Source organism: Achromobacter sp. JUb104, from assembly GCF_024806975.1.
Lineage (GTDB): Bacteria > Pseudomonadota > Gammaproteobacteria > Burkholderiales > Burkholderiaceae_B > Achromobacter > Achromobacter spanius.
In genome coordinates this window covers 1,033,260-1,058,890 of sequence record NZ_JANUEY010000003.1, presented here as the reverse complement: position 1 = coordinate 1,058,890, position 25,631 = coordinate 1,033,260, and the positions used below count along the sequence as shown (strand labels likewise).

25 protein-coding genes and 1 pseudogene are annotated in these 25,631 nt (G+C 61.0%); all 26 read right to left on the bottom strand.

Features of this window, described 5'->3' with window-relative positions; genetic code table 11:
* Window positions 1–17 precede the first annotated feature (17 nt).
* Window positions 18–1,646 (bottom strand): type IV secretion system DNA-binding domain-containing protein, encoded by a 1,629-nt coding sequence (locus tag M2361_RS25230; RefSeq protein WP_259252523.1) that lies wholly within the window; start codon window positions 1,644–1,646, stop codon window positions 18–20.
* 479 nt (window positions 1,647–2,125) lie between these two features.
* A complete protein-coding gene (gene stbB, locus M2361_RS25225) occupies window positions 2,126–2,833 on the bottom strand; it encodes a StbB family protein (protein ID WP_259252522.1) in 708 nt (235 codons plus the stop codon).
* Between the two features lie 9 nt (window positions 2,834–2,842).
* Window positions 2,843–3,271 carry a hypothetical protein gene (locus tag M2361_RS25220; protein WP_259252521.1) on the bottom strand — a complete coding sequence of 143 codons (429 nt, stop codon included), beginning with the start codon at window positions 3,269–3,271 and terminating at the stop codon, window positions 2,843–2,845.
* A gap of 44 nt (window positions 3,272–3,315) precedes the next feature.
* The gene (locus M2361_RS25215; RefSeq protein ID WP_259252520.1) at window positions 3,316–4,212 is read right to left on the bottom strand and encodes a hypothetical protein; all 897 of its coding nucleotides are present in this window, start codon (window positions 4,210–4,212) and stop codon (window positions 3,316–3,318) included.
* Between the two features lie 734 nt (window positions 4,213–4,946).
* Entirely contained in the window at window positions 4,947–5,996 is a 1,050-nt protein-coding gene (locus M2361_RS25210) for a helix-turn-helix domain-containing protein (protein ID WP_259252519.1), read from the bottom strand.
* A gap of 64 nt (window positions 5,997–6,060) precedes the next feature.
* Window positions 6,061–6,330 carry a hypothetical protein gene (locus M2361_RS25205; RefSeq protein WP_046804256.1) on the bottom strand — a complete coding sequence of 90 codons (270 nt, stop codon included), beginning with the start codon at window positions 6,328–6,330 and terminating at the stop codon, window positions 6,061–6,063.
* A 293-nt stretch (window positions 6,331–6,623) separates the two neighbouring features.
* Window positions 6,624–7,643, bottom strand: a complete 1,020-nt coding sequence (gene virB11 / locus M2361_RS25200; RefSeq protein ID WP_259252518.1) for a P-type DNA transfer ATPase VirB11 — start codon at window positions 7,641–7,643, stop codon at window positions 6,624–6,626.
* 115 nt (window positions 7,644–7,758) lie between these two features.
* Window positions 7,759–8,922: a type IV secretion system protein VirB10 gene (virB10, locus tag M2361_RS25195; protein ID WP_259252517.1), complete on the bottom strand. Its 1,164-nt coding sequence runs from the start codon at window positions 8,920–8,922 to the stop codon at window positions 7,759–7,761.
* Window positions 8,919–9,737 carry a TrbG/VirB9 family P-type conjugative transfer protein gene (locus M2361_RS25190; protein ID WP_259252516.1) on the bottom strand — a complete coding sequence of 273 codons (819 nt, stop codon included), beginning with the start codon at window positions 9,735–9,737 and terminating at the stop codon, window positions 8,919–8,921. Before M2361_RS25190 ends, virB10 begins: the two co-directional genes overlap by 4 nt.
* Complete coding sequence (locus M2361_RS25185) at window positions 9,734–10,321, bottom strand: hypothetical protein (RefSeq protein ID WP_120156626.1); 588 nt, start codon at window positions 10,319–10,321, stop codon at window positions 9,734–9,736. Before M2361_RS25185 ends, M2361_RS25190 begins: the two co-directional genes overlap by 4 nt.
* Window positions 10,322–10,326: 5 nt before the next feature.
* Entirely contained in the window at window positions 10,327–11,022 is a 696-nt protein-coding gene (locus M2361_RS25180) for a virB8 family protein (protein WP_259252515.1), read from the bottom strand.
* A 624-nt stretch (window positions 11,023–11,646) separates the two neighbouring features.
* A complete protein-coding gene (locus M2361_RS25175; protein ID WP_127183532.1) occupies window positions 11,647–12,540 on the bottom strand; it encodes a type IV secretion system protein in 894 nt (297 codons plus the stop codon).
* Window positions 12,540–13,289 carry a P-type DNA transfer protein VirB5 gene (virB5, locus tag M2361_RS25170; protein WP_259252514.1) on the bottom strand — a complete coding sequence of 250 codons (750 nt, stop codon included), beginning with the start codon at window positions 13,287–13,289 and terminating at the stop codon, window positions 12,540–12,542. The genes M2361_RS25175 and virB5 overlap by 1 nt, the downstream gene beginning before the upstream one ends.
* 2 nt (window positions 13,290–13,291) lie before the next feature.
* Window positions 13,292–15,778, bottom strand: coding sequence for a VirB4 family type IV secretion/conjugal transfer ATPase (locus M2361_RS25165; RefSeq protein WP_259252513.1), 2,487 nt, complete (start codon window positions 15,776–15,778; stop codon window positions 13,292–13,294).
* The gene (locus tag M2361_RS25160; RefSeq protein ID WP_259252512.1) at window positions 15,775–16,176 is read right to left on the bottom strand and encodes a type IV secretion system protein VirB3; all 402 of its coding nucleotides are present in this window, start codon (window positions 16,174–16,176) and stop codon (window positions 15,775–15,777) included. Before M2361_RS25160 ends, M2361_RS25165 begins: the two co-directional genes overlap by 4 nt.
* Window positions 16,176–16,505: a TrbC/VirB2 family protein gene (locus M2361_RS25155; protein WP_259252511.1), complete on the bottom strand. Its 330-nt coding sequence runs from the start codon at window positions 16,503–16,505 to the stop codon at window positions 16,176–16,178. The genes M2361_RS25160 and M2361_RS25155 overlap by 1 nt, the downstream gene beginning before the upstream one ends.
* 108 nt (window positions 16,506–16,613) lie before the next feature.
* Entirely contained in the window at window positions 16,614–17,279 is a 666-nt protein-coding gene (locus M2361_RS25150) for a lytic transglycosylase domain-containing protein (RefSeq protein ID WP_259252510.1), read from the bottom strand.
* Between the two features lie 3 nt (window positions 17,280–17,282).
* Window positions 17,283–17,906 carry a TrbM/KikA/MpfK family conjugal transfer protein gene (locus tag M2361_RS25145; RefSeq protein ID WP_259252509.1) on the bottom strand — a complete coding sequence of 208 codons (624 nt, stop codon included), beginning with the start codon at window positions 17,904–17,906 and terminating at the stop codon, window positions 17,283–17,285.
* Window positions 17,907–17,922: 16 nt separating this feature from the next.
* Window positions 17,923–18,753: a hypothetical protein gene (locus tag M2361_RS25140; RefSeq protein ID WP_259252508.1), complete on the bottom strand. Its 831-nt coding sequence runs from the start codon at window positions 18,751–18,753 to the stop codon at window positions 17,923–17,925.
* A 61-nt stretch (window positions 18,754–18,814) separates the two neighbouring features.
* A complete protein-coding gene (locus M2361_RS25135; RefSeq protein WP_259252507.1) occupies window positions 18,815–19,768 on the bottom strand; it encodes a hypothetical protein in 954 nt (317 codons plus the stop codon).
* A 222-nt stretch (window positions 19,769–19,990) separates the two neighbouring features.
* Window positions 19,991–20,092, bottom strand: a pseudogene (locus M2361_RS29080) (prepilin-type N-terminal cleavage/methylation domain-containing protein); the annotation flags it as partial.
* A gap of 66 nt (window positions 20,093–20,158) precedes the next feature.
* Window positions 20,159–20,782 (bottom strand): type II secretion system protein, encoded by a 624-nt coding sequence (locus M2361_RS25130; protein ID WP_259252506.1) that lies wholly within the window; start codon window positions 20,780–20,782, stop codon window positions 20,159–20,161.
* Between the two features lie 78 nt (window positions 20,783–20,860).
* Entirely contained in the window at window positions 20,861–21,961 is a 1,101-nt protein-coding gene (locus M2361_RS25125; RefSeq protein ID WP_259252505.1) for a hypothetical protein, read from the bottom strand.
* Window positions 21,958–23,751: an ATPase, T2SS/T4P/T4SS family gene (locus M2361_RS25120; RefSeq protein ID WP_259252504.1), complete on the bottom strand. Its 1,794-nt coding sequence runs from the start codon at window positions 23,749–23,751 to the stop codon at window positions 21,958–21,960. Before M2361_RS25120 ends, M2361_RS25125 begins: the two co-directional genes overlap by 4 nt.
* On the bottom strand, window positions 23,748–24,284 hold the full coding sequence (locus M2361_RS25115) for a hypothetical protein (RefSeq protein ID WP_259252503.1): 537 nt from the start codon (window positions 24,282–24,284) through the stop codon (window positions 23,748–23,750). Before M2361_RS25115 ends, M2361_RS25120 begins: the two co-directional genes overlap by 4 nt.
* Complete coding sequence (locus tag M2361_RS25110; RefSeq protein ID WP_259252502.1) at window positions 24,268–25,629, bottom strand: type 4b pilus protein PilO2; 1,362 nt, start codon at window positions 25,627–25,629, stop codon at window positions 24,268–24,270. The genes M2361_RS25115 and M2361_RS25110 overlap by 17 nt, the downstream gene beginning before the upstream one ends.
* Between the last annotated feature and the right edge of the window lie 2 nt (window positions 25,630–25,631).

Genomic DNA, 25,631 nt, shown 5'->3' with positions numbered 1-25,631 from the left:
GGCCCGGCGTGAGATGGTTATGCGGCCATGGTCGGGTCTTCAGGCAGGCCGACTTGGGTCCAAGGCTGCGGCTGGGAAACATTCCCGTGCGCGACCTGGTGTGCAGTCTTGCGCTTGGCCTCAACAAAGGGTGCATTGCGGATGGCGTAGTTGCGAGGCTCGAGCACGAACTTGGCGATCGGCCGATCTCCGGAGAACGCAATCCAGCCGGTTAGGTCAGGAAGGGTCTGGACTTGCGCCGGAGTTACAACCCGCTCCGTGGATCGCACCAAGCGCTCGCTGGTGTTCCGTGCACTACCGGGGTTGCGGCTGTCCGTGTATTCGGGGCGCGCGACCTCATGTTCTCCCAGCGCCAGTGACATTGCTTCAGCGGTTTCAGAATCTGTCTTCGATCCGCCCAGGACGACTAAGGAGCGGAAGCTCGCGCGCAACGTCGTCGCCTGTTCCTTGCCATAGATGTCAGTAAGCTGCGAGACTGACTGGAGGCCAGCGATTACCCGAACCCCATGCTTTCGACCTTTGGTGAGGACGTCCTGCAACGAGGCCAGCTTCTCCAAAGAAGCGAGCTCGTCCAAAGCCATCCACCATGCGACGGCCTCGCTCTCCGGCAGTGACAGGGCAGACGAGCCAAATACGTCCACCCAGGCAGAAACGAGTGGCTTCATGGCTTCCTTCATATCCTCGCGCCAGGTGATGAACAGCGATCCTGAACCGTTTTCCATCCAGTCACGAATGCTGAATTTTCCATCCGGCATGCTCATGTGCTCAGCCAGATACTTCGAAAGCACAAACCGAGCACTGGTCAGTGCTTTGCTGGCTTCGGTAGAACCGGCGAACAACGATTCAGCCAGCGTCCCGGCGAGGAAAGTCCGTAGGTCTTTGTCTGACGCAATCGTGGTCCATCGGAATAGCTCCTCAACGGACGGTGTTCCTAGTTCGTAGAGTTTCCGTGCGGTTTCGCGCAACAGCAGGCGTCCATATCCGTTCCACTCCTCCGCGTTGGCATCCGTGCCCAATGGGACAATGGAGAATGCAAGGCGCTTCCAGTCATAGTCCGCACGAACTTCATTGAAGAACGACCATCCCTCAGTTCGTTCGTCATAGGGGTTCAGAATCACGTCTCCCGGCTGCCCAAACGTGCTGTAAAAGGTCCCATTGGGGTCTACGATAATTCCGCGATCCCCGCGCATAAGCGTGGAGAGCAACGTGCCGCGCAACAGCACCGTTTTCCCGCTACCTGTGGCCCCGCCTATCAGGAGATGAAGGTTCTCGATCAAGGTAGGCATAGGCACACCTGCGACATTGATCTGCTGCTTACCCCGCTCGGTGCATAGTTTGCGAAGCGTCTTGATCGGTACCGCTTCTGTGCCGCGGATGTGGATCTTGTAGCCAGCGCCGTCGAACCCGGCCTTGGTCGCGTGCCGTTTTAGCGTGAGCGCCAATGCAAGGGCGATCACGAAGCCGATGCTCGGCGCCGCGATCAGAGCGGGGTAGTCTGGCGTAGAGATGACCCAGTGAGAAAGCACAAGCCAGGTGACTTGCGAAAAGGGAATGCCTGACATGATCTTGGCCGTCAGAAGCCAGGCAGAAAGGGGCAGGAACAAGAGGACGAATTTGATGATTCGCCGGCGTATGTCGGGTGCCATGGAAGTCCTTTGGGAAAATAAATAAGGCGCCCTGGGGCGCCTTTGAGTTTTGGCCAGCGAGGGCTACTGGTGAAGCGCGAGGGCCACTAACGCGCCGCCGAACCCACTCCCGATGAGCGCGCATACCCCGCAAAGCACGCCAGCTCGCCAGGCGGCTGCGGGCAACGCTCGGGTTGCAACGCGCGTCGCGATCCGTGCGTCTGAGGTCGACTTTGCCAGTGTGCGGCTTGCCTCAAGAAGTGAGCGGGCAGCTTGGCCACCGGCATTGACCGCCGCTTCCATGCCTGCTTGGCGCACGGTGGCGGGCAGGGCTTGCATAGCCTGGGCGAGTCCCTCCTGCCGTGCTGTCAGCTGCTCCATTAGTCCGACAAGTTGAGCGCTCTCCTGCAGCATGTCGCGGTATAAAAGCTCCATCCTGCTGCGGGGGATAGCAGAGGAGGAGGCCGGGCTTTCGGGCGGTATTGCGGTCACTGTGATTCCTACATGAAGAGGGCGTCGAATGCCTTGTTCAACTGCCGGTCAACAGGACGCGCCAGCGACTGTAGGGCGTGCATGTCGCTGAGATGGCTGACGAGTTTCACGTCGTCACGATCAGCTTGGCGCAACTCCTGACGGTAGTCGCGCGGGTCAGCGAGGATCTCTTTGATCGTGGTGCGCTTGTTGGCCAGCAGATCGAACACCTCGTTCTCAAAGATCGCGGCCTCAGGATTGGCGCGGAAATCCCCGGACTGCAGGGCGTATCCGAAGATGGCGGCGAACTCCTCACGCACGTCGGAATCGACGCGATTGAAGAGCACGCGTACGCGGTCCGCCGGCACACCCATCTGCGCGAGAACCTGGATCGTTTTGATCGTTTCCCGCTGCGCTTTACCGGAAGTGACCACGGGCAGCACGTAGTAGTCGATCTCGAGATGCGCCTGGTCGTACTTCACCAGCTCCGCCAGGAAGTCCTCAATGTTGGAGGCACCGACGTCGACGATTGCAGCTTCTGCCATGAGCAGTTTGCGAAAAAGGCGGCCGAACTGTCCTCCACGCATCTGTTCGACATCCAGACCAAGATCAGCCGCGCTTTCGTTGGTCGACTCAACGGCGATGATTTCGGCTTCCGGAATGCGGGGCGCCAGCAGGTGGCTGGTCGTGACGGTTTTGCCGACGGAGCCGGAATAGTTGACGGTTGCGATTTTCATGCGGGTTTCCTATTTTTTTCGGCCGAGTTCGGCCAGTTCGTTGAGGTCAATGGGATCTGAAGCTCGGCTAAGCCGAACGAGGTCGGCTTTGCTATTGATGCCGCTCGTCGACGAGGTACTGGTGACGGGGACTGCGGCGGGCAGATCTGCTGCAGTGCCGGGCGTTGAACGGATGTCAGCCCGGTTCTCGTCGATTGGCATAGGCCCGGTCCGCTTACGCCATCGGTAAAGGGCCTGCCGCAGCGACAGGATGGTCACGGGTACGCCAGCGTTGATCAGCGTTTCAACGATCTTGGCGTGGGTGACCCCTCGTCGTACGAGCTGGTCTATCAACGGCAGGAGCGCGCGAAACCGCGCGCGCTGGTCGGTGGCATCCAGCGTGTTTAGCTGCTGAACGATCTCCGCTTTATTCGCAGGCGGTGCGTGATTCTGTTGCATGGAGGCGAGTTCACCAGGTTCGGTAGATTGCGCGGCAGGCCGGGTTAGCGCTCGAAGCCGCCTGCGGACTTCTCAGCGCCCGGCTTCTGCAAACCCGTCGCTCCGAGTGCAAGGGGATCGACCTGGCGCAGAAGGCCGAGCTTGCCGCAGGGATAGCTAATTTCGACTTCCTTGCCCACGTACTGCTGCGGGTTCCTGACGGCCAATGCTCCGAGCCAGTGGGCGATTGGCCTTCCTTGCCCGGCTCTCTGATAGGCCGTGTCGCCCTCGATGGAGACAATCTCCCCGCGATAAGTCGCCCCGATGATGGGGGCCTGCACGTGTTCGGTTCGGATTTGGTGGCGTTCGGCTGCGCCGAGCGTCAGATCTGCGGCGGCGTCGTAATCCCGTAGGAGCTGTGCGGTTCGGTCGGTGGACATGACGGTATAGGACCAGCCTTCAGCATCGCGAGCATCATCGACCACGTATTCCTTGACGAGCGCCTCGCCAAGCCGGTCGACGGCCAGCACCGTGATGCTGGACCGATAGCCATGGTCTTGCGGCGCAGGGTTCCAGCGCTCGGCGCGTGCCTGCTTGGGCACGCTGCCCTGCAGCTCCGTGTGCGTCTCGAGATGCGGATGGTCGTAAAAGCGCTCCGTGTCGATGTCGCGCACTGACTTTCCGTCCCAGCGCTTGAGCGCCTCGGCCGCGGCGCGTTCCAGGTCGTCGTGATACGGGTCGTCGTGATACGGGTCGGGCGAAAAGTAGCGCGGATCGACGACGGCGTCCTCGAGCGAGGGGGCATGTACGAATCGCTCGCCTGTGCTGATGACCGTGATTCCGACCGGCTTGCGGTCGGCGCTGGCGGCGAGGGTACGCGGGCCGTTTGAAAGGGGCGCGTGATCGTGCCTGCCAGGGCGAAATAGCGCCTGGACTTTGGTTTTCCAGTCGGAGATTTTCATGAGATTTCCTCGGGTGTGTGATGGTGCGAAACGGTCCAGGCCGCGCACTGTCGTGGGGTTAAGTTGACGCTGGCGGTGGCACCCCTCCGGCTGGAGAACCAGGGGTTGAAGGAGGGGGAGCCGCGCCCGTGAGCGGGCGCGGGGGAACCGTTGCGGTTCCCCGGGGGGTCGGAAGCGCGGACGCCGCCAGGCGGCCGGCCAGGGGGGCAGCAGCCCCCGCGCTTTTGGGGCCTGCCGATCCCCACCCGGCGGATTCGCCGGGAAGGGGACGGACCTTTTCTCCCGCACGGCAGACACCGGCGCAGCCTCGGAGGGCTGCAGCGGTGGTGTGGCGTTGACGGTGTTCAGCAGGAGGGCGGGGCGCTCGGGGCGGGGCGAGGCCAACGGTCCGCGACGCCCGGGGGGATGCCTTTCCCCCGCCTGGCGGCGCATTGCGCCGGCGGGGAGGGGGACTGAAGCTAAGGGGTTCAGGCCGGCGCCGCAGGCGGCGGGGCGGAGGGAGCGTAGCGACCGGAGGGTAGGCGGATCGGCGCTCGCGACGAGCCAGCGCCTCGCGCGCGACTCTCTCTAAAACCTATAAAACCTATATATACCTATTGGGTACCGTTTTCGGTACTGGCAAAAAGCCGTTTTCGGTACTGGCGAACGAACCAATTGGGACGGGCAAAAACACTTTTCGGACTAGGCCCGAAACTGGGACTGGTCCCGATATGGGTCCAGGCTGTGGACAACTTTTAATGGGACGGCACGAGTCCGGCGGCGAGGAATACGCGCGCCTTGAAATGGGGCGGCGGCTCGTTCGGAGCCTGGTCAACGCCGAGCTTCTTGCCGGTGGCCACGATGCCGGTCCAACTGTTCTGCCAGGCCATGCCCGCCGTCTCTCCGGCGTCGCGTTCCCGGAAAACCCAGAGCCGCCATGACTCGAACCAGTCGGGTGACATGCCCAGTTCTCCGGGCCTGGACCGCATGTAGGCGCTGAAGGTGGCGGCCATGGCGTCGATCTTCTCCTGCGTCCAAAGCGGCCGCTGCTGCTGCGTCCAACTTCGCCACTGTTCCGGCAGGCTCCAGCTCGCTGGAAGTCTGGTCGGGCCAGCGCCGGCACCGCGCGCTTCGGGCGGGCGCTTTCGGCCCTTTCGCTTGGCTCCCCTGGGCGCCTTGCTGGCAGGCCTGTGCCCTGCGGCAGGGGAAGTGGGAAAGCATGCAGCTGCGAAGCCAGCCCCCGTTGCTTCGGTTGATTCGCCCACTGAATGAAAACTCCCGTCCGTCCCGCCGCAGTGCGGCGAAGGTGCGTCCCCCTTGGGAAGAGACAGCGACTCGTCAACTGTGGCCCCACCCCGCTCTGACGGTCCGCTTGGGTTGGCATTCGTCTCGCCGTCGTCGGCTAGAGATACCGGCGGCGCGTTTTCATCGCCGACCTCAAAGCCGTCCTGCAGCGCCAGGTCTTGCTGCGCTGCCTGCGATTCGCCGCCAGCGACGGCGCCCGTAGCCGCAAGGTCGATCAGAGGGACCGCATTCGGGCACAAGCGATAAATGATGCTGCTACGGTTGTCGCCTGCACGTCGCCCTGTGTCCTGGATCGCGCCCAAGTCGCGAAGGCGGCCAAGGGCTTCGATGACCGTCTTGCGATTTAGATGTGTGACCTTGGCCAGGTAGTCGATCGATGCGAAAACTGTCCAGTGGTCGGCATCGTAACGAACGAGCTGTGCCAGGTTCAGCAACACGAGCTTGGATGAGGATTTCTGGACGTCGGCCATTCTGGCCCATTTGGATGCTTCGACGCTCATGTTCGCCCCTTGCGTTGCTGCGAGTTATTACCGGGTAATGGGTCTTGCTGGTACAGCGTGCCGGTCACGAGTCCGTCTCCAGTGATTCAGCGATGGTGCGGCGTGCCCGCAGGGGCAGGCCGTGTGCTTCATAGAATTCGCGGCGGGCCATCAGCCAGGCCTTGTATGGCCACGCGCGGCGCTCACCCCAGGGGTAGGCGTCCTTGATTGCTTGGTGGGTTTGTTCGGCGCTGAGGCCTTCGGCGCGGCAGCGTTCGAAGACGCTTTGCATGATCTTGTAAGCCATGCGGGTGCGTGCTTCCTGCGCGCCGCGTTGGCGGTTCGCTCGGGTCATGGAAGTCTCCGGGAGGAATTGACGGCGGGACGCTGCGGTCGGCCGCCGGCGGCCAAATTTGATTTACAGCCGCTCTTGTCGTTCGATGGCGTGGATCGCGTCCATCAACCCGTCTACAAGCCGGTGCATGTCGGCAGTGGTAAGAGGTGCGGATCCAATCGGCCCGCCAAGCATCTCACGGCACTCCATGGAAAGGAGTGCCGTGTTTCCCTTGCTGCATTCGTGGCGGAGCCGCAGAACACCTGGCAGTCCTACCGGCGATATAAACGGAAGTTCGACTTCTACAAGCGTGCTCATTGCACGCGCCCAGGGTTGAAATAGACCTGAGTGAGCTTGTAGTTGGCGAAGTACAGCGAAATGTCCAGCGTGGAAAAAAGGTAGCGCCGAATCGTGTCGATATCCATCTGGTTGCCGGCCGCGGACTGTTTCACGAGAAGCGCAACGCGCTCAAACGTATCGCGCGCACTGTTAGCGTGGGTGGTCGTCACTGATCCAGGGTGGCCTGTGTTCAAAGCGTTCAGGTAGTCCCACGCTTCGGGGCCGCGCAGTTCGGACAGAAAGATCCGATCGGGCGAGCTGCGCATGGTGGCCTCGATGCACTCTGTGGCCGACATCCGGCCAGCACCTTTGCCGTAGATCATGTGCACGCGGTTGGGATGGTTTGGCAGGAAGAGTTCGTGCACATCCTCGATGGTCAAGAGCCGTTCGAAGAACGGCACGCAGTCAATGAGACTGCGTGCAAACGTCGTCTTTCCTGAGCCGGTCTTGCCCGCGACAATGATGTTGCGGCATTGAATGACTGCGCGTCGAAGAAACTGAAGGATGTCCCCTGCCTTCATGAGGTCGAGCAATTCCTTGTCGTGCTCGGTCAGATTGTCGGCGCTACCCATGGGGCCGCTCACATCGACCCAGTTAGCAAAGGCGCCTTCGGCGGCCAGCTCGTCCAAGGTCTTCACGACGCTGCTGTGCTTGCGAATGTTGATCGAAAGCGAGCCGTCGATCACGGCCGGCGGCTGGGCCACCTGAGCGCGCTCACCGTCGGGCAATAGCAGCGACATGATGGGGCTGAAGTTGACGTTGTTATAGCTGGCCATGGCCGACACCAGCGCTTCCAGGAAGCTGAACGTCAGCTTCGGATCATGGCGTTCGTGCCATTGCCCGTGAGAGCGCGTAAAGATCACGCCGGGCCGCGTAATGGTGATCTCGCGGACGGCGTCATCTGCCATGTAGCCGGAGATGGGTCGCATCATCTGGCGTAACGCCGTGTCACGGCCGTCCGAGTCGATGGGCGATGTGTTGTGGGAATCTTTCATGGGATGCCTAGTCAATGAACGCTGGCCCCGCGACCGAATGGTCAGGGGGCCAGGCGCTTGGTCGAGTAAGAGGTGTCTGTGCGCGAGGCGTCATTAGCGGCGCGCGACCGCGCTGCTACCGCGCGACGGATCTGAGCGTGTAGACCGAGCTGAAGTCCAGATCTCGAGCGACATAAATTCCCAGCCGGCCGCCCTGGTTGCGGTAAAGCGTCGGCGGGATGTTGATGGTGTTGTCGAGCACGGTGGTTACTGCGTTTGTGGCCGCCTCGCCCGTGGTATTGAACTGGACCTGGCTGTTGTCGCTGCTGCCACGCGAAGTTGCCCACGTACCCAAATCGCTGATCAAGCTGACCATGATGGCCCCGCCGAATCGCTCAGCGAAGTGCGTATCGATGAAGCCATCCAAGCCTGCCTCACCCAGGGGGCCCGTGCCCGGAGAATCCAGCTGGATGACGACGCCCTTGGGAGTTTCGAGACGTGACCACACTACGCCGACACGCGGCTGGCCTTGTGCCAAGACACCTTGCTGATAGCCGATGAATCGCGTCCCCTTGTCGATCAGGACCACGCGGCCGCTCGTCGAGCGGATATCGTGCGGCGCAAAGCAGCTGAGCATGCCCGCCTGCGCAGTCACGAGCTTGGTTTCCTGCACACAATCGATCATTGATCCTTGCGTGATCAACATGTCTCGATTGCCAACCAGGCCAGCCCGAGAAGCGGAGAGCTTCATAGGGGTAAGCTTGCCGGCCATCGGGCCGCTGTCCGCTTCGCGAGGCTCCGGCTGGGATGAGCTTTGCTGAGCAGAGGACTGGCCCCCCTCTCCCTTGGTGTTTCGCAGCCCGCTGCTAAGGCGCCGTTGTGTGACGGCATCGGCAGCAACGGTCTCTGCCAGGTTTGAAAGCGTGCCTTTCTGCTCTGTCTTGCCTTCCGGCGCGGGCACCTTGGGCGCCGATTCAGGCGGCTCTGGCGGGGCTGGCGGGGGGGGGGGATCGGGGCGGAGCTTCAGACCGGGAAGCACGTTCTCGATCTTGGCTTGCATCGCCGGCGCGGCCTCTTCGGCGGAAGGCGTATTGAATGCTCGCCAACCCATCGTGGCGATCACCATCAGCGCCATCAACGTGATGAGCCACATGAAGGCCTTCGCACCCTGTTGCATCGGCCTTGCAGTACCCGACAGGTCCGGGCGGCCGCGGCCCCCGATCTGCGCCTGGTGCTCTTCGATCTCCGCCACCGCGTCTATGGTTTGACCGGGTTTTTTTCGCCTTTTGAAGAGATTCATGGCGCAGTTTCCTCGCGAATGACGCGCTCGACCTGTGGCGAGACGGTACCGGTGGCCAGACTGCGTGTGACGGGCGCCCCGTCGTTGTAGACGGCCAAGACCTGGTTACCGATACGCAGATGCCAGCGCTTAGCGACCCGATGAAGCACGACAGTTTGCTCGTCCTCCATATGCCGGTTCACGATCACTTCCTGGCCGTCAGCGTCTACGAAATAGATCGCAGGCAGATCCTGGCCAGGAGCAAACCGAAGCCATGTCTGCGCGCCGTCATCCCATGCGGCGACCGGCGCCAGGCTGGTGTCGCCGCTCATCGAATAGGCCTGCCAGTTGATCGCGACGTCGGCGGTGGCCAGATCGCGCTGCACGCGCTCGCGCTCCTCCTGGGCCGCAGACTTTGCCTGCTCCAGTTCGGGATAGCGCAGTACCACGCGAAAGACGCCGCCGCTCTTACGCGCCTTTTCATACTTCAGCAGGAACGAGTAGTTTCGCTTGGTGGTGATGTAAAGGAGGTTGGTGTCGGCTTGCTCGACGATGGGCTTGAGCAAGAGGTGCTTGCCCACTTGCTGGAAGTCGTACGCCGCCGAATCGCCAAAGGCGTGCGTCACGTAGTCCTCATCATCGTTCAGTTGGACTTGAGTGGCCACACCAAGCGTTGTATCGACCTGAATGACGTCGGCGGCGTCATAGTCCGTCCAGCGGATTCGCTGATCCTTGGGCGAAGCTGCAGGTCGGTCGAGCGACCAGGCAGGCGCTGCGGCCGCGCAAAGCGCGACCGACAGCACCGCCACGGCCAAAGGCCTGAAGCGGATGTTCATCGGGCGTGTCCCATCTCGAGGTTGCTTTCACGTTGGCGCGCCGACTCGTGCGTACGTTGATGGTCCATCCCCATCCCCGCCTGCTTGTCGTGGTCAGCGTCGCGCACCAGGCCCACGCCGCCTACCGCCTTGAAGGGGTAGCTGATGGCGAGCGCCGCTTCCTGGCCGGTCATCTCAAAGGATCGGTTCAGCGTGTTGCGGGCATGGACGATGAGGTCCCCCGTTTCGTTGTCACGCTGGATCAAGCAGTTTGGCGTTGTGCCTACGATCGGACCCTTGTACTCGCGCCCATCTTCCGGCTGACGGATTTGCCGGTCTTGCTCGCCGTACAGCTCCACGGGCCGACGCGCTTCGCGGATGCGCTCTTCAAAGTGCTTGCCGATACGATCGGCAGCCAAGACAGGTGTGGGAAGACGAAGGTTCGCGTCCTTGTGAAGATGGTCCTTGCAGAGGCGCGCGGCGCCGTAGAGATCGCTCTTCGCGTACCGTTCGATGTCGCGCAACAGTGCCGTGCGCTCTGCGTTGCTCATGCGCCCTGCATCTTCGAGGCGGCGGGCGAGTTCGTTGATCTGTGCTTTTTGCATGACGATTACCTCAGCGTTTCGACAGCGGTCGAGTAGGAAATGACTTGAAAGCCCAACGGGTTGTCACGGATCACGCTTTCCGGCATCGGCGCGTTGACAAACCTGTAGGCGATGGTGGCGATGAACTGCTCAGTGTTTGGTGAGCGCTGGGGGCCCATCTCGCTGCGCGTAAACCGGACCGTGGCGGTCTGGTTGGGTCCCGGAGTGATCGACCGCACGTTGATGACCAGGCGTGTGTGCTCCCCATACTTCTTGTCCAGGGCTTCCCGTCCGGTCCTGGGGTCGTCTTCGAACTTGGCGTGGTACTGCTGTTGCACGTCCGGCGAGCTGAACAGTCCGCAGCGGTCGTACATGTTCTGCAGGGTGCGCCAGTCGTAGCCTTCGCAAGACAACACGTACTGAGTGACGAAGTAGCGCGCGATCCGAGGGCCATAGTCCTCCTGTGCGTCGCCGAGCTGGGATACGTTTTCGACCTCGCCTGTCGCATCGTTGACGCGCACGACGTAAGGCGGCTGGGGCGTGTAGCTCAGCATCAGTAAGGCCACGGCGCCGACCGCCAGGAACGCCAGCACGAATGCACCTACTGCGACGCGCCATGCTTTCGCTCTGGATGAAAGGACCTCCGTCAGGAAGTCCTGGTCTAGGCTCCGGTTTCTGTCCAGCTCTTGCTGAAGCGAAAGCTTCGGGTCTTCAAAGGACATGTTGGTCCTCCGATTGGTGGACGGGACGGAGGCGCCGCACGTTTCGTACGGGCGCAAATGGGCGAGCCGCGGCGAGCGCGGCCGAAATGGCGAGCTTCATCTTTTCTCCGGAGAGATGAGGGGATTTAAATCAGAGACGGCTGGCTACTGCGCAGCGCAATGAGAAAGGCACAGCGATTGCTGTGCCATTTACAGGGTCTGGACACTGTCGCGTCCCGACCGGCCTACTAATGATGCTTTGGGAAGCTTTAACGCTCTTGGCGCATGTCCCGAGTCATAGCCTCGGTCATCTTCATGCCCTGCTGGTGGTCATGCTCCCGGCGCCAATCCCAATTGCTCTTTGAGCGGGGCGTTGACATTCCAATCAGGAACAATTGAGACGGCCACTTGAAGCAGAGATACCACAACGGACGGAGAATCCAAGTCCAAGTCGCCTTGGCAAGGCTCATCCATTGGAAAGCTGATATCGGCTGATCGGGCGCAACACCGGGCGGCACCGATAGCGGCACATCCGTGCTCATCAAGGGGTTCTGAGAAAGGGCCTTTCCCAGCGGCTTTAAAGGATCCATCTATATCCTCGAATTATTGTGCTTGTCAGGGAGGGCGGCGATTTGAAACTCAATATTAGCCAATCTTCCCAATGAAGGGAACTGCAATTCCGCCGCCGGCGCCGCTGCCAGTTATTTTGGTAGCCACCACTGAGACCTGTTCTAGCATGAATTTGGAGCACATCATGAAGAACACGATAGCCGTGAGCATGGAAAATATATTGATCTGGTCCGCTTTCGATAGATCGATTAACCCTTGCTGGAGTTGTCCGAACATTCCCATGATGAACATGAAAACGACCATAAAAAGGCCTGCGTAAATAGCATAGTAGAGGGCCTGGCCGAGCCAGCTGTGGAAGAACTGCTTGGTCGGTTCGAACAGCAGCGCCAATATGCAAAGCGGCCCGAGTACGACGACTAAGCCCATCCCAACTTTTACCGTGATCAGCACTAGCATCCCGATCGCGCTCATGACCGCTGAGATAATGGTGATGATGACCGAGACAACCACGAAGACAAAGGCCTGCGCGATTTTCTTCAGACCGCTTGGTGCGCGCTCCTGCAACCGTGTGCCGATTTCTGCGCCATTGTTCGCTGCGTCGTCCATCATTTCGGATGGGGTTTTTACGGTGCCCGTGAACAGCTGGGCCACGGAGGTGGGTAAGTCGAGCATTACACCGACAATCTCCTTTTGGTATAGCCCCCCGGTGCCGGCGATGGACACGATGATCGCTATATTGAAGACCCGCCGACACGCATGTAGGACGGGAGTCTGGATCGCCCCGGCGCAGATGAGCCAACCGTACCAGACAAGCGCAACAGACAGGCCAACCGACACGAACGGCAATAGCTTCGCGGTGATGGACGCGACCATTGGCGTGATGACGCTCGTTAGCATCTTAGTCACCGACTGGTCGATCCAGTTTGCGATCCCACCCAGACTGGCCAGACTGACCGCGGTGGTGGCCATTATCTCGCTCCAGGAAGCGGTGCGCGGATTGCACTAAGGCTGAAGGAGCTATCGGCCAGCTTTTCGGCTTGCTGCTCCATCAGGGCTTGCTCGGCCTCAATCTGGCGGGTGAGCATGTCCGCCCGGGTTTGGTCGGCCTGGATGTTTGCCTGCTCGACGAGCAGCCGGGCCTGCAGGTCAGCGATGGCCTTCGGATCCTGGGCCTGATTGATTTTGGCCTGGAGCTGGTCCACCTGCTTGACGCGTGCAGTCATTGCCTTCTGGGTCTGCTCCATCATCGCCTGGCTGCGAACGGCGAGCTTGTCGGCGCGGGCGTCCAAGTTCTTTTTGTCCTGTTCGTAGTTGCCAGTTAACCGTTCCTCGCGCTCAATGCGCTCTACAACGTCCGAGATTCCACGCAGACCTCCGTTGGAGGCGCGAAGAATATCCCGGGCATCTGCCGGCAGCGCATCGCGGATCGCCGGGTTGTTCAGGATATCGCCGAGATTACGCGTGCCCGTGAGCGCTTCGAGCTGTCGCTTCTGACTTTCGAGTTGGTCCCTGAGGACGGCGATTTGCTCAGCGTACTTAGCCAGCGTTTCGACGTGCTTGATGGCACGGTCCGCGATGCTGGCGGCATCCACTACCGGAATGCCACTTGCATGGACAGGCGTCAGGGAGTTGGAGAGAAGGACAGCAGCCAGGAATGCGGTAAACCGTGCGCGCCGGGCGCGGTTCGGGCGGTGGTTGGGGGTGTGCGTCTGGGACATGATCAGCTCCTTGTCGCCTCTTGGGCGAGCTTGAGGTAATGGGGCAACCAGAGGGCGGGGTCGTCACCATGCTTGGCAACTGCCGCTTCGGCGATTTCGGCCAGGTCTTCGGATCCGGAGAACACCAGCAGCGCCTCGGGACATGAGGCGAGGTCCAGTTCGGCCGTGACGGCAGACTCGTTTTGTTTGACGACGAACTGGCGGCTGAACGGCGGCAGATCCTTGACCATCTTGAAGACAGCGGGAGACAGCTTGAATCCGTCGACGTAGTCCTCGGCAGTGGCCTTGGGATTCTCGAGAAACATGGCGGTCGCGGACTGCTGAATAAGCGAGCGACCTACAGGGTTCTCCAGGATCGCGGCGGGCTCCTGCGTCGCGAAGACCAGGACGCCGTTTTTCTTACGAACCGTGCGGCTGGCATCCTGCATCGACGCCTGGAAGTAGGGCACTTTCAGAGGGTGCTGAACTTCGTCAAAGAAGAGGGCGATTCGCCGCCCGTCCATCATCTGGTCCGTTCGGTAAAGCAAGTACGTTATTGCTGCGTCACGGACGGGGCCTTGCTCGAGGAACTCCGTCAAGTCAAAGCCAAAGAGGTTGTTAGCCGCCAGGTCAAGTTCGTCTTTGGGGTTGTCGAACAACCAGCCATACTCGCCGCCCGCGCACCAGCGTTTGAGGCGCTCCTTCAGGCTCAGCTGACCTTCAGGTGCAGGCGCGGCGGGGAGAAAATTAACCAGGTTGGACAGGCAGCGATCCTCCAGGTCGATGTGCTTCACAAGCTGGTTGACGGCCATGGCGATTTGCTTCTGCTCGGAGGGACTGGCCGCCTCGTCCCCGTTTGCCCCCAACAGCTTCGTCATGCTGGCCATGAACGCGACGTTTGAAGCGGTGTCAGGCAGTTGCAGGTAGTTCCAGCCGGTTATCACGCCCAGGCGCAGCGGGAAATACTTGCCGCCCATCGCCATGACGGTCACCTGCATGCCGCGATCCTTGTCGAACACGATGCCCGTGTAGTCGAACTTGCGTGCCTGGGTGATGAGATGACCCAAGAGGACCGTCTTGCCGGCGCCGGACTGGCCGATGATGGACGTGTTCCCGAGGCGGCGTTTGCCGGTTTCGTCAACGTCCTGAAGCGAGGCGTGAAAGTTCAAGTAGTAAGGCGTGCCGCCCGTCGTCTTCAGCATCGTGACCGCCGGCCCCCATGGATTGCCCGCCGGCTTTCCGAAGAGGTAGTTGTGCATCGAGGAGAAGCTCAGGAAATTCAGCGAGGTGATCGGCGCCGGGCGAGGGCGCCATTTCCAGTTGCCCGGGAACTGGGCGGCCCACGCGGCCAAGGATGAGCGATCACACAGACGACCGATGATTTCTTCGTCAGCCAGCGCGCCGCTGATACTCGCGGCCGCCCGAAGGGCCCCGTCGCTGTCATCACCGAACACCTGGATAGTGGCGTGGTGGTCACCCATGACGAAGCGGCCTGCGGCCAGTTCGTCGCGGGCCTTCTTCAGATCTTCGATCTGGGACGCGGAGTAGTCGCCAGAGTCTTCCAGCCACTTGATTTGGCGAGACAGCGCCTTCAGCCCATCGGGCTTTGACATCGCGCCAAAGGACTGCGACAGCACAAACTCGTGCGGCTGGTTGAGCAGGCAGTTCAGGTGGCCGGCTTTGGTGTTGTTGGAGTACTCCCGAAGTTCCAGCATCACGTAGCGACGTGTCCAGTCAGGCCCCCGCATCTCGGCGAGTTCGCCGTGCGTGGAGAAGAACTGACGACTGGTGGGCAGATAGTTGTACAGGCGCGCGTTCACCAGCGGCACCGGCTGCATCTTGCCGTTGAGCAGAAAGCCGAGGAATTCGGCAGGTTCCGAGAACCGCGATTTCCGGCGCGGCGCCTCCTCGCCGCTCATGTCGTGCGGAGACTCCTCGCCGCCCTTGTCGTGCGGAGACTCCCGCTCGACAATGGTTAGCAGCTCCGGTGAATAGAGCTTGAGCGACCCGCGAAGTTTGCGGTTGACGTCATCGAGCTGTTCGATCGCCTGGTTCTGCCACGCAAGCGCCGAGCGCGCCGTTCGCCTTTCAAAGTTAGACAGCAAGCGCAGAGCGGGATCGATCTGCGCCCGTGTCAGCACGGTCAAGTACATCTCATTGATCATCGGCGGCTTACCGGCGAAGACCTTGCGATACGCAGCATCGTGATCGCGGGAGAACTGGTCCGGATAGTCGCTTTCGGGATACTCGAACACCCTGCGACGGACAAGGTGCGACCAGATCCCGAATCCCGTTGGGAACCCCCGGAACACGTTGTTGAGCTCCTCGACCCAGCGGTAGTGCTCCTCATCGCTGTAGCCTTGAAAGGTGCGCCCGTCGATGCGCCAGACCGAGAGGTACTCCCAGTCGCGGGTTGCGATGATGGTGGGCGTGACGTGGTGCGAGTAGGGAACGTACGTGCTGACCGGCGGCTCATACGCCGGCAGCGTCACGATGGATTGTTGTTTCATCGGTCGTGAACTCCGAGCCAGCGGGCCCATGGGCGCCGCCGGCTGTAGGGTGTTGGCGTGAGGGATATCGCACCCCAAAAGCGCTTGTTCTTAGCCAAGAACTTGGTCTTTACCCAAAGCTCCCAGATCCAGAAGGCGCGGTCATCATGGCGGCTCAGAATGGCCATCACCGGATAAAGGACGGGAAAGAGCAGCCAGCCCCACAGCGTGAATGAAGCGGCGGTGACGGTCACAAAGACCAGTCCAGCAAATGCCCGTGTGGGCACTCCCCCGGGGACGGTGGCGACGCGGGTGGCACCCTTGAAAAGGGGGAAGCGGTTGGGGGGCACTTCTGACCCCACCGCAACTGGGGCGGCTGCAGCTGGGGCTTTGGCCTTTTGCTTGGGCGAGGTGGCCATCAACCGAAGACCAGCTTGATGATGCCGCCAGCGATGGCACCGGAAAAGACGATACCCACTGCCCACTGATAGGCGGTTTCCTTGCGAATCACGTCGAACGAATAAAGGATGCCGATAATGCCGGCGGAAACAAGGCCGATGACGGGGATGATGAGCCACAGCCAGTCTTTGACCTTCTGCACGGTAGTGGTGGCCTTCTCGAACTGCGCCATCGCCAGTTCCGGTTGCAGTAGGAGAAGCAATGCAAGGGTCGCGTATGCCAGGGCGACAAGCGTGCTGCAGCTCCTGGGCTGCGAGTCGACAGGGGAGATACTGGATGCTGCGGTCATTTGAAACTCCAATGGGTGACGCCACCCGGCTGATGAGCGGGGCGGCATTCGTTGAGGTAGATGAGAGGGCCGGTGTTTAGCTGTTAAACACTGGCGAGGGGTGCGCTTCTACTGCGCCGGCAGGCGCGAGGACGGCGTTGGGATCGGCCTGCCGAATGTGGTTTCTGGGCGCGGTTCGAATGCGTCTTTGCGCGGCGCCACAAAAGCGTCGTCGCGGGCCTTCTGAAAGGCATCGGGTTTGGACGGCTTCGGACGCGGGGGGCTACGCGTCTTGGTGTCAGCATTGGCGGGCGCGCCGCCCTCCTTCACGATGGCCGGTACAGCCAGGCCAGCGCCGGCGATGACCTTGCCGACATACCCATTCCTGAAGCCCGAGGTCAGGTTGCCCGTGTTGTAGCAACTGAATGCCGCATACAGCGCGTTCTGTCCGGGGCCGTGCAGCTTGGCGGCTCGCTTGTAGCAATCGACGAGGACGCGCTGGGCGGATGCGAGGTTGACGCACGGGTCGAAGATGCTCTCGGGTGTGACACCGAGCCACTTCCAGTTCCGCACATTGATCTGGCCGTAGCCGACGTCGAAATCCACGCCTTTAGCCATCAGATCGCGCACAGCCTGGATTGCTTCCTCCTTGGACTTCGGGCGGATGCTTACGTGGGGCTTGGCGTTGACGCCAATGGCCAGAGGATTGAATGCGGACTCGTGACGGACCACAGCGCTGAGCGTACTGATGTGCACGTCGGGCGCACACTGCCTGGCGAGGGTAGGGAAGTCCATCGGTCAGTTCCCCACCATGCCGAAGCCAGGCCCCTTGCCGTTCTGCTCGCGCTCTTTGCGTTCTGCAAGCGCCTTTTCGTACTTGGCAAGCTCGTGTTGGTAGTCCCGTGGCTCCGCCCAGTAACCGCCGTCGGCGGGCGTCCCAACGTAAAGCGGTAGACCATCGTCAAAGGCGGTGTATTCGTGCGACTCGTAAACGCTGCAATAGCCGGGGCGTTTGTTGCCGATGATGAGGCTGCCGTCGTCGTTGCCGCCGCGCCAGGTTCGAAGCGCGACGTTCAGCGCAGCGGCGTCGCATCGGCCGGCACCTTGTGAAATGGCACGCACCAAATCGCTCATTTCCTTGGAGTCTTCAGAAGCGGGGCACAACGAAAGAAAGTCCCGTCGTGCTTCCAAGGTGTCGGATAGCTTCTTCATGCTGATGCCGAAGTACCGGGAAAGCGATGGCGCGCACTCGCTTGGACGTGTGCCGCTGGACAGACAAAGAATGGCTTCGCATGCCAAGCGCTTGTCGCCGTCCAGCACCTCACCGAGGTCGACCCTAGGGGCTCCGGCTGAATAGGCCGGCGTGACCACCGGAGTTAGTGTTACCGCCAGCAGCAGTAGCAAGTGGCGAAGGGTTCGCATACGCGTTCTCCTGGATTTAGTTGCAGATACCGTAGTTGCCGACATCAATGAGCTGGCCATGCAGACGAGTTTCAGTCGCGACCGTGCATCCGCTGACGGAGGTGATGTTCACCACGCGAGTCGCGCTCTGGCAGTTGTCGGCATCGCCGCCACTACTGCTGTCGCAGCTACCGTATAAGGTGGCGGTCCGATTTCCGTTGGAGAGCTGGCAGTAGCCCGAAACACCTTTTGTCACGGATGTGCCGGGCGGCATCAGCTGGCCCGTCCACACTCGAGTAGTGTCCCCTGATGTGGTGCCCGATGCGTGTATGCAGTTCAGTTCTGCGGTCGGGCGATAGATGGTGGCGCCGAACATCGTCCCGTAGTTGACTTGCATCTGCGCGGCGATCGTGCCTCCCAAACTGTTGTCGAGAGTCTCGCCGGTTTCGTTGCCACGGGCCTTTGCGATCACAACATCGAGTACGCCGCCGGCGCGGGATGCCGTGCAGCCGTCTTGCCACGGCCCCCATCCCTCGTAGGCCACATCGTTCGCGTTGGCTTGTAGAACGTAGTAGGTCCTGTAGCGGACCTGATTGCCGGTGTACCCGGCAGGGCACTGCGAATACTCGGCCTGCGTCTGGGCGATTCGGCACCCGCCGTAGGTCGTGTGCCAGGAGTAGCCACCGACGCAGCCGCCTGGCGGTAGCGGCGCACCTTGGTCGACACGCACGACCATCGTATTCAGATCGGTCTGCAACTGTACGTCTGCCTGTTTCGGGGTAGACGCCTGGCTGACCGTGGGCACGAGCAGCGCGAACAGCAGGGCGAGCAAAGCCCGGCCCTGTCCTCGCGTGGAGGGAAGGAACATGGATATCTCCGATAGATTTGCCGCTCGATATGCGGCCTGGGGGAACGACCTGCTGGAGGAGCTAGTTCTTGCAGCCTTGAATCACCGACGCGCGGGCGCCCATGTCTGGGGGTGAAATCACGACCCGGTCGCCGGTGATGCTGGCGCGCTGTGCCATGCGGACGTAGCTATTTCCAGAGTTCTGAAATGTGCCACTGAAGGAACCGCCGACCGAAACGGCACCGGCTGCATTGACGTAGCCTGAGCCTTGGATGCTGCCGCCAATCGCGCCACCGATATTGATGTCGCTGCCGCGTGCCGTGGCGTCGGTCGCCTGTAGAGCGACTTGCCGCCAGGGCGACAGACCTGCCGGGCATGTGACAGCCGGGATTGCCGCGTCGTTGGGAAGATCGCCGTACGTGCCGGTAATGACGTGGCCGGTTTGGGCGAACCACACGCCACCGGTGCAGACGGCAAGCAGCTTGTTTGCGGTAGACGCGTATAACCCTTCCGGCGTGCACGCCGAGCCCGGTGCAACGGCCGTGTTGAGCAGGAGGCCCGTGTTGGTCTGAATCGCACCGGCCACCGTCAGGGTGTTGTTGAACGTGACCGGTCTGGTTTCTCCGTGGCGAACAAACTGGCCGAACGGCGTGGCGCCTAGACCGGCCGCCAGGACTGCATGGCCGGGCTCCGCTCCGAAATCGAACCACCCGCGTGGAATGTTCATGAGTGGGCCGCGTACATTGGTCCCGCCGTTGGCGTCATGACCGCCAAATCCTTCGGACGCTGCCATCACCTTGCTGAGCAGCACTTGATTGAACCGAGCCGCCTTACCGGCCGGTGCGGTGCAGGTGTCATTGAGGCGACGACTACGCACATCGCTGATTGGTTGGCAGGTATATACATAGGCGCCCGTGCGGCAGCTGTCGCCGGGGCAGGTTCCTTCGCGGACCAGGATGAAGCGGGCGGTTTCCCCGAGGGACGGAAAGCGGGGCGTGCTAGGTGGTAGGAGGCCCAGCGTTGCGAGATCTGCCACACCACCTCGCGCGACCTGTGCTCCCGGGACGGCGACCCAGCTAAGTGCTGGCGGCGGGGGGTAGGTGCCCGCTGGGGCGCTGGCGATATTCTCTCCGCGAATCCAAGCTTCGTGCTTTACCTGAAGGTCGACCACTGCACCGCGGAGTTGCGCTAAGTAGCGGCCGGTGGATTCCGCAGCGGTCGCGTCAACCTGCCGCTTTAGTGACGGTCCACTCAGGACAACGGCGAGGGTGAGAAGTGCGAGCACGACCATCAACTCGATGAGCGTAAAACCGGCCTGGCGGTGAACTGATCGAGGCACAGTAACTTCGGAAGGGCACATGGCAGGTTCGCCGTCTATGCAATGTCAGGCGAGGCAACGCCTCGCCCGGATTGCGGGTTTACGGATTTATCGCGTGGCGAAGACGAACGTGTTGTTGTCACCCTTCACGCAAAGGTCTTGAGCCGTGACTGCATTGAAGGATCCTGGCTCGTTGTTCGTACCTAGCGTTTTTGCTGCGGTTCCGTTCACGCTGATCGTCTCGGACACGGAGTTCAACGTGGTGGCAAGACCTGGGCACGCTCGGTGGTTCACATTGGTCAACGTCAGCCCAAAGCCGCTGCCGGCAGCGCCACCCCCGAGAGCCACAGGGCCGATAGTGATCGTGCCGTTCGAACCCGCGCCTGAGCCACCCAGTCGGTGGGCCACCGTGGCACCGTTCACTTTGAATACCGAAGACTCGCTCATGGCCGGCGCAAGGTTCGACGCGTTGCTGATGGCTGCGTAGGGCGTTACAGAATCGCCTTCGCCCAGCAAACGGGTCGCCGTCATAAAGCGTTGAAGTTCGGCAGATGCCGGCCCAACTCGGGCTTGAACAAAAATGCCTTTGATGGCGGGCATGCTGATAATCACCAGGAAGCCAATGATCGCGATCACGGCGATGACTTCTACGATGGTGTAACCGCCTTGGCGAAGGCGTTGCCTGGCCGCGTGGCTCTTGAAAGATCGAGGTTGCTTGGAAAAGTGCTTCATGATGAATTCCAGGTTTTTAAAGGCTGAAGTGATGGAACATCTTTGCCGCTTGGGCACGCGTGATGGTTTGGATTTGCACTAGCTCATGGCGTCGAGAACGGCTGCGTTCTGCATGTCGTTCAGAACGCTCAGATGCCAGGCATAGAGGCCTGCCATTGCGAACAAGGCGCAGCCCAAGATGACCCAGCGCAGTACTTGCGCGCGTGCTTCGACGCGCTTGAGGACGACCGTTTCCATCCTGTGGCGGGTCTTCTGTAGAGCGATGTCCAGGCCGAGGGTGCTGGTGAGATCTTCGAGATACCAATAAGTCTCTTGATCCATCAGCCCGACATCGAAAACTTGCGCGCCCGATCTTGAATCTTCAAGACGATTTTGGATGGCCTGCAAACGCCCGGTCAGCCAACGAGAGGCACCGTCGAATTGAAGTTCGATTGCCTCGCGCAATTGCATCGTCTTTCCGGTCCTTGGCTTGACCGCAGTTGCCGCTGTGCTGATAACGCCAATGCCCTGGACATCCCGGTAGAGGCTGTATGGACCCCAGCGATCCAGAAATCTCCGTATTGGTCCGTCGAGGTACGGGAACGACAGTTGGACCGCAATCCCCGCAACGAGCGTGCCCACCCAAACCCGAGCGCCGCTCTGGCGTATCCATTCGGCGAGGTCGAAGAATGCCAGGCTGTATGGACTCAGGTACGCACGTGGAGCCGCCGGTAACGATCCGAGAATCATCGGGGCGGTGAAGTAGGGGATTCCAACCATGATCACAAGCCATAACAACGCCATGGCCATGGCCGAAGTCATGAGCGTGGTGACGAGGATTGTCTTCAGTCTGGAGTTCAAGCGCACAAGGCTGGCCATATCCCGCAGTCCGCTGGCCAGCACGGCTTGGCCCTGGCGTTGCAAAGAAACAAATTCAGCAACCTCCTTGGCAGGTAGTGTGCCGTGTAGGGTTTTGCCGATTTCGCCAGTTTCGACAATCTTGTGCGCCCAGTGGGCAGAGAGGATGCCCCGCGCACTGCGCCCATACCGCTGCGCGTCACTGTCGAGGATATTGAGGATCGTCCGTTGGCCTTGCGTGTCCTCGGTCATGTCGGCCAGATACTCGTACCAATCCGCCCGCTGGCGGGAAAACTTGCGCGCGGCCTGGCCGGCCCGTGTCAGAGCGAAGGGCAGCTTCATTTCCGCTCGCTTTGTCGAAGCAGCGTGGCAAATGCTTGGAAATGCGGCTCAATGTCCCGCGGATCGATCAAGCCTTGACTCATCTTGTAGACAGCGCAGTCCATGGTGGTCTTTCCTTCCATGTCGGGGTGGTCATATGCGGCGGTCCTGTGACCGGCGTAAATCTCACGTAGCCGTAGCTCATCGCCGCTGCTGATGGCACGAAGCGCTTCTGGATCTGACGACGGTTCGAACATTTCCGCGACAACTGTCCGACCGGCGTACCCGAACAGCTCCGGAATCCCCTTGATCCGACATTTCTCACAACCGTCCGGGTTGCGAACTTTGATGCGACTGCTGCCGAAGTCGTAAAGGGTTTCGATGTCGTCGATGTAGCGGGCCCAGTCATCCCGCGTCCGGCGCACTCCCAACCGATCGGCTGCGCCTTCAAGCAGTGAAGCTGCCGGCAGTGCGCAATCGCAGGTGACAGGCATCAGTGCTTGGTGTGAGAGCAGCTTCAGGACGCCGGGCGTGCCCAAGGTTGTTCGGGGAACGCCGATCTCGCTGGAAGCAAATCGCTGCGGAATTGAGAGCGCGTGGCCAACGTGTGTCGTTGTGTAGAGACTGCTTCCCGACAAGACGATGTCCTGAAATGCTGATCCGGTGAGTGAATCGCGGATTTCGCCAAGAAACACGTCGCTCGCGGCAGCCCGCTTCAGTGCCATGAGCTTGGACCGCATCGTGTCGCGGTCCGAGCCATCAAGCGAGCGAGAGACACTGGCGGCCAACGCGCGCGGGATAGTCAGTTCGACGGGATCCTCGATCGTCATGACCTTGCGTGTTGCGGGCAACCGCACGATCAGTTGGGCGTTGGTGACGGTTTTTCCCGATCCGGGAATACCGCCCGTCACGATGGCGCCACCCTGGCTTTGCAGGCATCGTTCAAATTTCGCGACGTGCGAAGGCATAAAGCCCAGCGTTTCCATGTCCACGGGCTCAACTTTGGCATCCATGTCCAGAATCCGAAGGGTGATGGAGGGTCCCTTGTCTGCCACAAATGAGCCCCAGCGAAGCATGTAAGAGCGGTCATCCACAACTTCGTAAAGCCGACCCTGCTGTTCATTGGTCATATCGAGGAATAGCCCGTTGCCGCCGTGGACATCCAGCCATGCGACGTTTCCCATCTCAATGAGCCGTTCGGTCGGCATCGCCAGTTGCTTGGGCGTGGTGTACTGCCCGTCAATCGTTGCGCTTACATGTGAGATGGCCGCCGTGGTGTCAATGTTCAGGTGCATGTCGCTCGCTCCGTTACGAATTCCCCACGCGGACAAATCATGGAACCCCACGCGTACCGCAGAGCGTGCGCCAAGCGCGCGCGTCCTGGATGTGCGCTGCTTAACGTCCTTGGCTTGCATGCGCTCACGGACCAAGGCAAGCAGCACGACGGGATTGACTGTGTACACGTTCACGTTGTCGCGCCCGGCGGCTTCCCGAGCACGTAGCAGGACGGCACGGTACAGATCGGAGTCCTGTTCCCCTTGCTTGACGAAGACCACATACCGCTTGCCTTCGAGTTCTGCCACGCAAGCTTTCGCAGCGGCTTCGGAGCCGCACCAATCCACGCGCAGAAGTTCGAAGGCCGGACGCATGTTTTCCACATCTTCGAAAGAGTCAAGATGGCCTTCCGGAGAGTCGTCAGTTTGGATTGGCGTCACCGACATGCTAAGGACAGGCGCCGGCTCTTCTTCCCGAAACCCGACGCGCAACATACGCGTCATTCGCCGAGCCCATTGGAAAATGCTGAATTTCATGGTGCCCTCTCGTCTAGGCAATAGGTGAACGTCTCTTCCGCTTGAGACAGGAACGTTGCGCAGGGAGGAGAAATCTCCAGCAGACGCATGCCCTGGCCAGCGCCTGTGACCGGAGCTGCCTTCCCGGTCAGATAGACGGCCTGTCTGTTGTCCAGTTGCAGATGAGCGGCGAGGTGGCGTCCAACGCCCACGATCGCAATTAGCCGCGCCAGGTGTTGTTTCGGCGGTGATGCTGAGGGCGCGGCAGCCTGTTCCGCATCCGCCGGCGCGATTCCTGTCACGGACGGCACTGCGGGTGGCGAGCCAGCAAGAGCAGTCTTCGACTTCTCGCGTTCAATGGCGAGCGCCTGTTTTGCGTCATGCTCCAGCAGTTCGCGAACCAGGTGGCTTGGCGGTGCAGCGGGAGCTTCCGGCGCCACGGAGAGAGTGTCGGATTGCGCCGATACCCCGGCAGGTAGGGCAGCCGCCAGGGCGAGGCCCGTCAGACAAAGGGTAAGCCGATTGCGCAGCGACGTTTCACGGCGCGAGTACATAGATATCTCCTTTCAAGGTGGCCGAGAACGCGCTCGCGGCAAGCCCCGGTGCGGAGTCCGGCTGGTAACGCACATGCAGCTGCGTTATCTGGGTTGTCGTCGGCAAGGCCAGGCCATAGAGCGAGCGCAGGGGCGCATTGATCACCAGCGCGCGGCTGGCGGGTAGCTTCGTGCCCGATGGCATTGGCACAGGTTCTTCCAGGCCGTTGGGCAACTTAATGTTCGGCACAAGGATCTGCACGCTTGCCGGTTTTGACAGCGTGAAGTCTTGCAATGCGGGTCGAAGCGCTTGCCAGCTCGGTTCCCAGGTTGTCTGGATCGCCACTGGAGTCGGGAGGTCCCGCAACGGCATCGTGGGCGCGGAGAGCGCCTTCGGAAGTGGCCATGTTGCGGTAGCAGTATCCAAATCCGGATGGACGATGCGAAACGATTCGGCCAGCGCCGCCCGCAGCGTATGGTTGTCGGCTAGACGTGTACGGCGGTAAGTGGCGGTGCACGACCCCGTGCTTGGTCGGCAGTCGACTTCCGCCAACCGCCACCGCCCGGGTTCTACTGGCACCGTCAGGATGACATTGAGCAGTTCGGTCATGCCCGTGCTGCCCTGAGTCTTGACCGACTTCGCCCAGGCGCTGATGGCGTTTTCCCATAGCGCATTGGCGTCGAAATGGGGCTGTTCCGCCTGTGCGTCTTCGTGAAGTTTCGCCTGCCGTTCGTCCCACCAAGCGGATCCGTAATCCCATGCCTCGTAGGCGACGACCGCCGCTATGAGCACCCACCAGATGGGCGACACCATGGACAGCCTAAAGGACGCCCTGCGCAAAGCAGACTGTCCATTCACATGTGCAGTGAGCTGTTGCAAGGAGAACAAGCGCGCTTGCGTGATGTAGTTGCTGTGGACCTGGTGTTCCCGGTAGCGCGCAGTCAGTTCTTCGACGGCGTTCTTTGCCTTGGCCTGGTCGGGAAATATCGTGTCGCCGCCCGTCTGCACCACCCCGTCGATGACCACCGCCAACCATACGGATTGGTCGGGAAGCGTGCATGCAACGATATGCGTGCCATGTCGATGCATCTGTGCAAAAGCAGCGGCGCCAGAGAAAAGCGTTGTTCTGCTCTTTGCGCGTGTTTCGCTTCCTTTGGCAGCCAACAAGCCGACCGACGAACTGCGCGCATCACTCTGCACAAAGTGCGTTGCCCGTGCTTTGCGGGCGGTCTTGAGGGCAAGTTTTTCCAGGTCCTCCCCGAGGACGGTGCGCCACTTGAGCCCGAGGACAAGTTGATTCGGCGAGCCCGGTATCGCGACGAGCTTGTAGCTCGTGCGCCGAGCGACTTTCTGTCGCGTTGCCACGG

Bases quoted from the DNA above. Each gene is read 5' to 3' on its own strand.
- M2361_RS25125 (WP_259252505.1), bottom strand. From the start codon at position 21,961: ATGAAGCTGCCCTTCGCTCTGACACGGGCCGGCCAGGCCGCGCGCAAG.
- M2361_RS25215 (WP_259252520.1), bottom strand. From the start codon at position 4,212: ATGAAAATCTCCGACTGGAAAACCAAAGTCCAGGCGCTATTTCGCCCT.
- M2361_RS25120 (WP_259252504.1), bottom strand. From the start codon at position 23,751: ATGAAATTCAGCATTTTCCAATGGGCTCGGCGAATGACGCGTATGTTG.
- M2361_RS25130 (WP_259252506.1), bottom strand. From the start codon at position 20,782: ATGAAGCACTTTTCCAAGCAACCTCGATCTTTCAAGAGCCACGCGGCC.
- M2361_RS25145 (WP_259252509.1), bottom strand. From the start codon at position 17,906: ATGCGAACCCTTCGCCACTTGCTACTGCTGCTGGCGGTAACACTAACT.
- M2361_RS25150 (WP_259252510.1), bottom strand. From the start codon at position 17,279: ATGGACTTCCCTACCCTCGCCAGGCAGTGTGCGCCCGACGTGCACATC.
- M2361_RS25205 (WP_046804256.1), bottom strand. From the start codon at position 6,330: ATGACCCGAGCGAACCGCCAACGCGGCGCGCAGGAAGCACGCACCCGC.
- M2361_RS25175 (WP_127183532.1), bottom strand. From the start codon at position 12,540: ATGGCCACCACCGCGGTCAGTCTGGCCAGTCTGGGTGGGATCGCAAAC.
- M2361_RS25160 (WP_259252512.1), bottom strand. From the start codon at position 16,176: ATGGCCACCTCGCCCAAGCAAAAGGCCAAAGCCCCAGCTGCAGCCGCC.
- virB11 (WP_259252518.1), bottom strand. From the start codon at position 7,643: ATGAAAGATTCCCACAACACATCGCCCATCGACTCGGACGGCCGTGAC.
- stbB (WP_259252522.1), bottom strand. From the start codon at position 2,833: ATGAAAATCGCAACCGTCAACTATTCCGGCTCCGTCGGCAAAACCGTC.
- M2361_RS25115 (WP_259252503.1), bottom strand. From the start codon at position 24,284: ATGTACTCGCGCCGTGAAACGTCGCTGCGCAATCGGCTTACCCTTTGT.
- virB10 (WP_259252517.1), bottom strand. From the start codon at position 8,922: ATGAATCTCTTCAAAAGGCGAAAAAAACCCGGTCAAACCATAGACGCG.
- M2361_RS25180 (WP_259252515.1), bottom strand. From the start codon at position 11,022: ATGTCCTTTGAAGACCCGAAGCTTTCGCTTCAGCAAGAGCTGGACAGA.
- M2361_RS25155 (WP_259252511.1), bottom strand. From the start codon at position 16,505: ATGACCGCAGCATCCAGTATCTCCCCTGTCGACTCGCAGCCCAGGAGC.
- M2361_RS25140 (WP_259252508.1), bottom strand. From the start codon at position 18,753: ATGTTCCTTCCCTCCACGCGAGGACAGGGCCGGGCTTTGCTCGCCCTG.
- M2361_RS25190 (WP_259252516.1), bottom strand. From the start codon at position 9,737: ATGAACATCCGCTTCAGGCCTTTGGCCGTGGCGGTGCTGTCGGTCGCG.
- M2361_RS25165 (WP_259252513.1), bottom strand. From the start codon at position 15,778: ATGAAACAACAATCCATCGTGACGCTGCCGGCGTATGAGCCGCCGGTC.
- M2361_RS25185 (WP_120156626.1), bottom strand. From the start codon at position 10,321: ATGCAAAAAGCACAGATCAACGAACTCGCCCGCCGCCTCGAAGATGCA.
- M2361_RS25210 (WP_259252519.1), bottom strand. From the start codon at position 5,996: ATGAGCGTCGAAGCATCCAAATGGGCCAGAATGGCCGACGTCCAGAAA.
- M2361_RS25220 (WP_259252521.1), bottom strand. From the start codon at position 3,271: ATGCAACAGAATCACGCACCGCCTGCGAATAAAGCGGAGATCGTTCAG.
- virB5 (WP_259252514.1), bottom strand. From the start codon at position 13,289: ATGTCCCAGACGCACACCCCCAACCACCGCCCGAACCGCGCCCGGCGC.
- M2361_RS25230 (WP_259252523.1), bottom strand. From the start codon at position 1,646: ATGGCACCCGACATACGCCGGCGAATCATCAAATTCGTCCTCTTGTTC.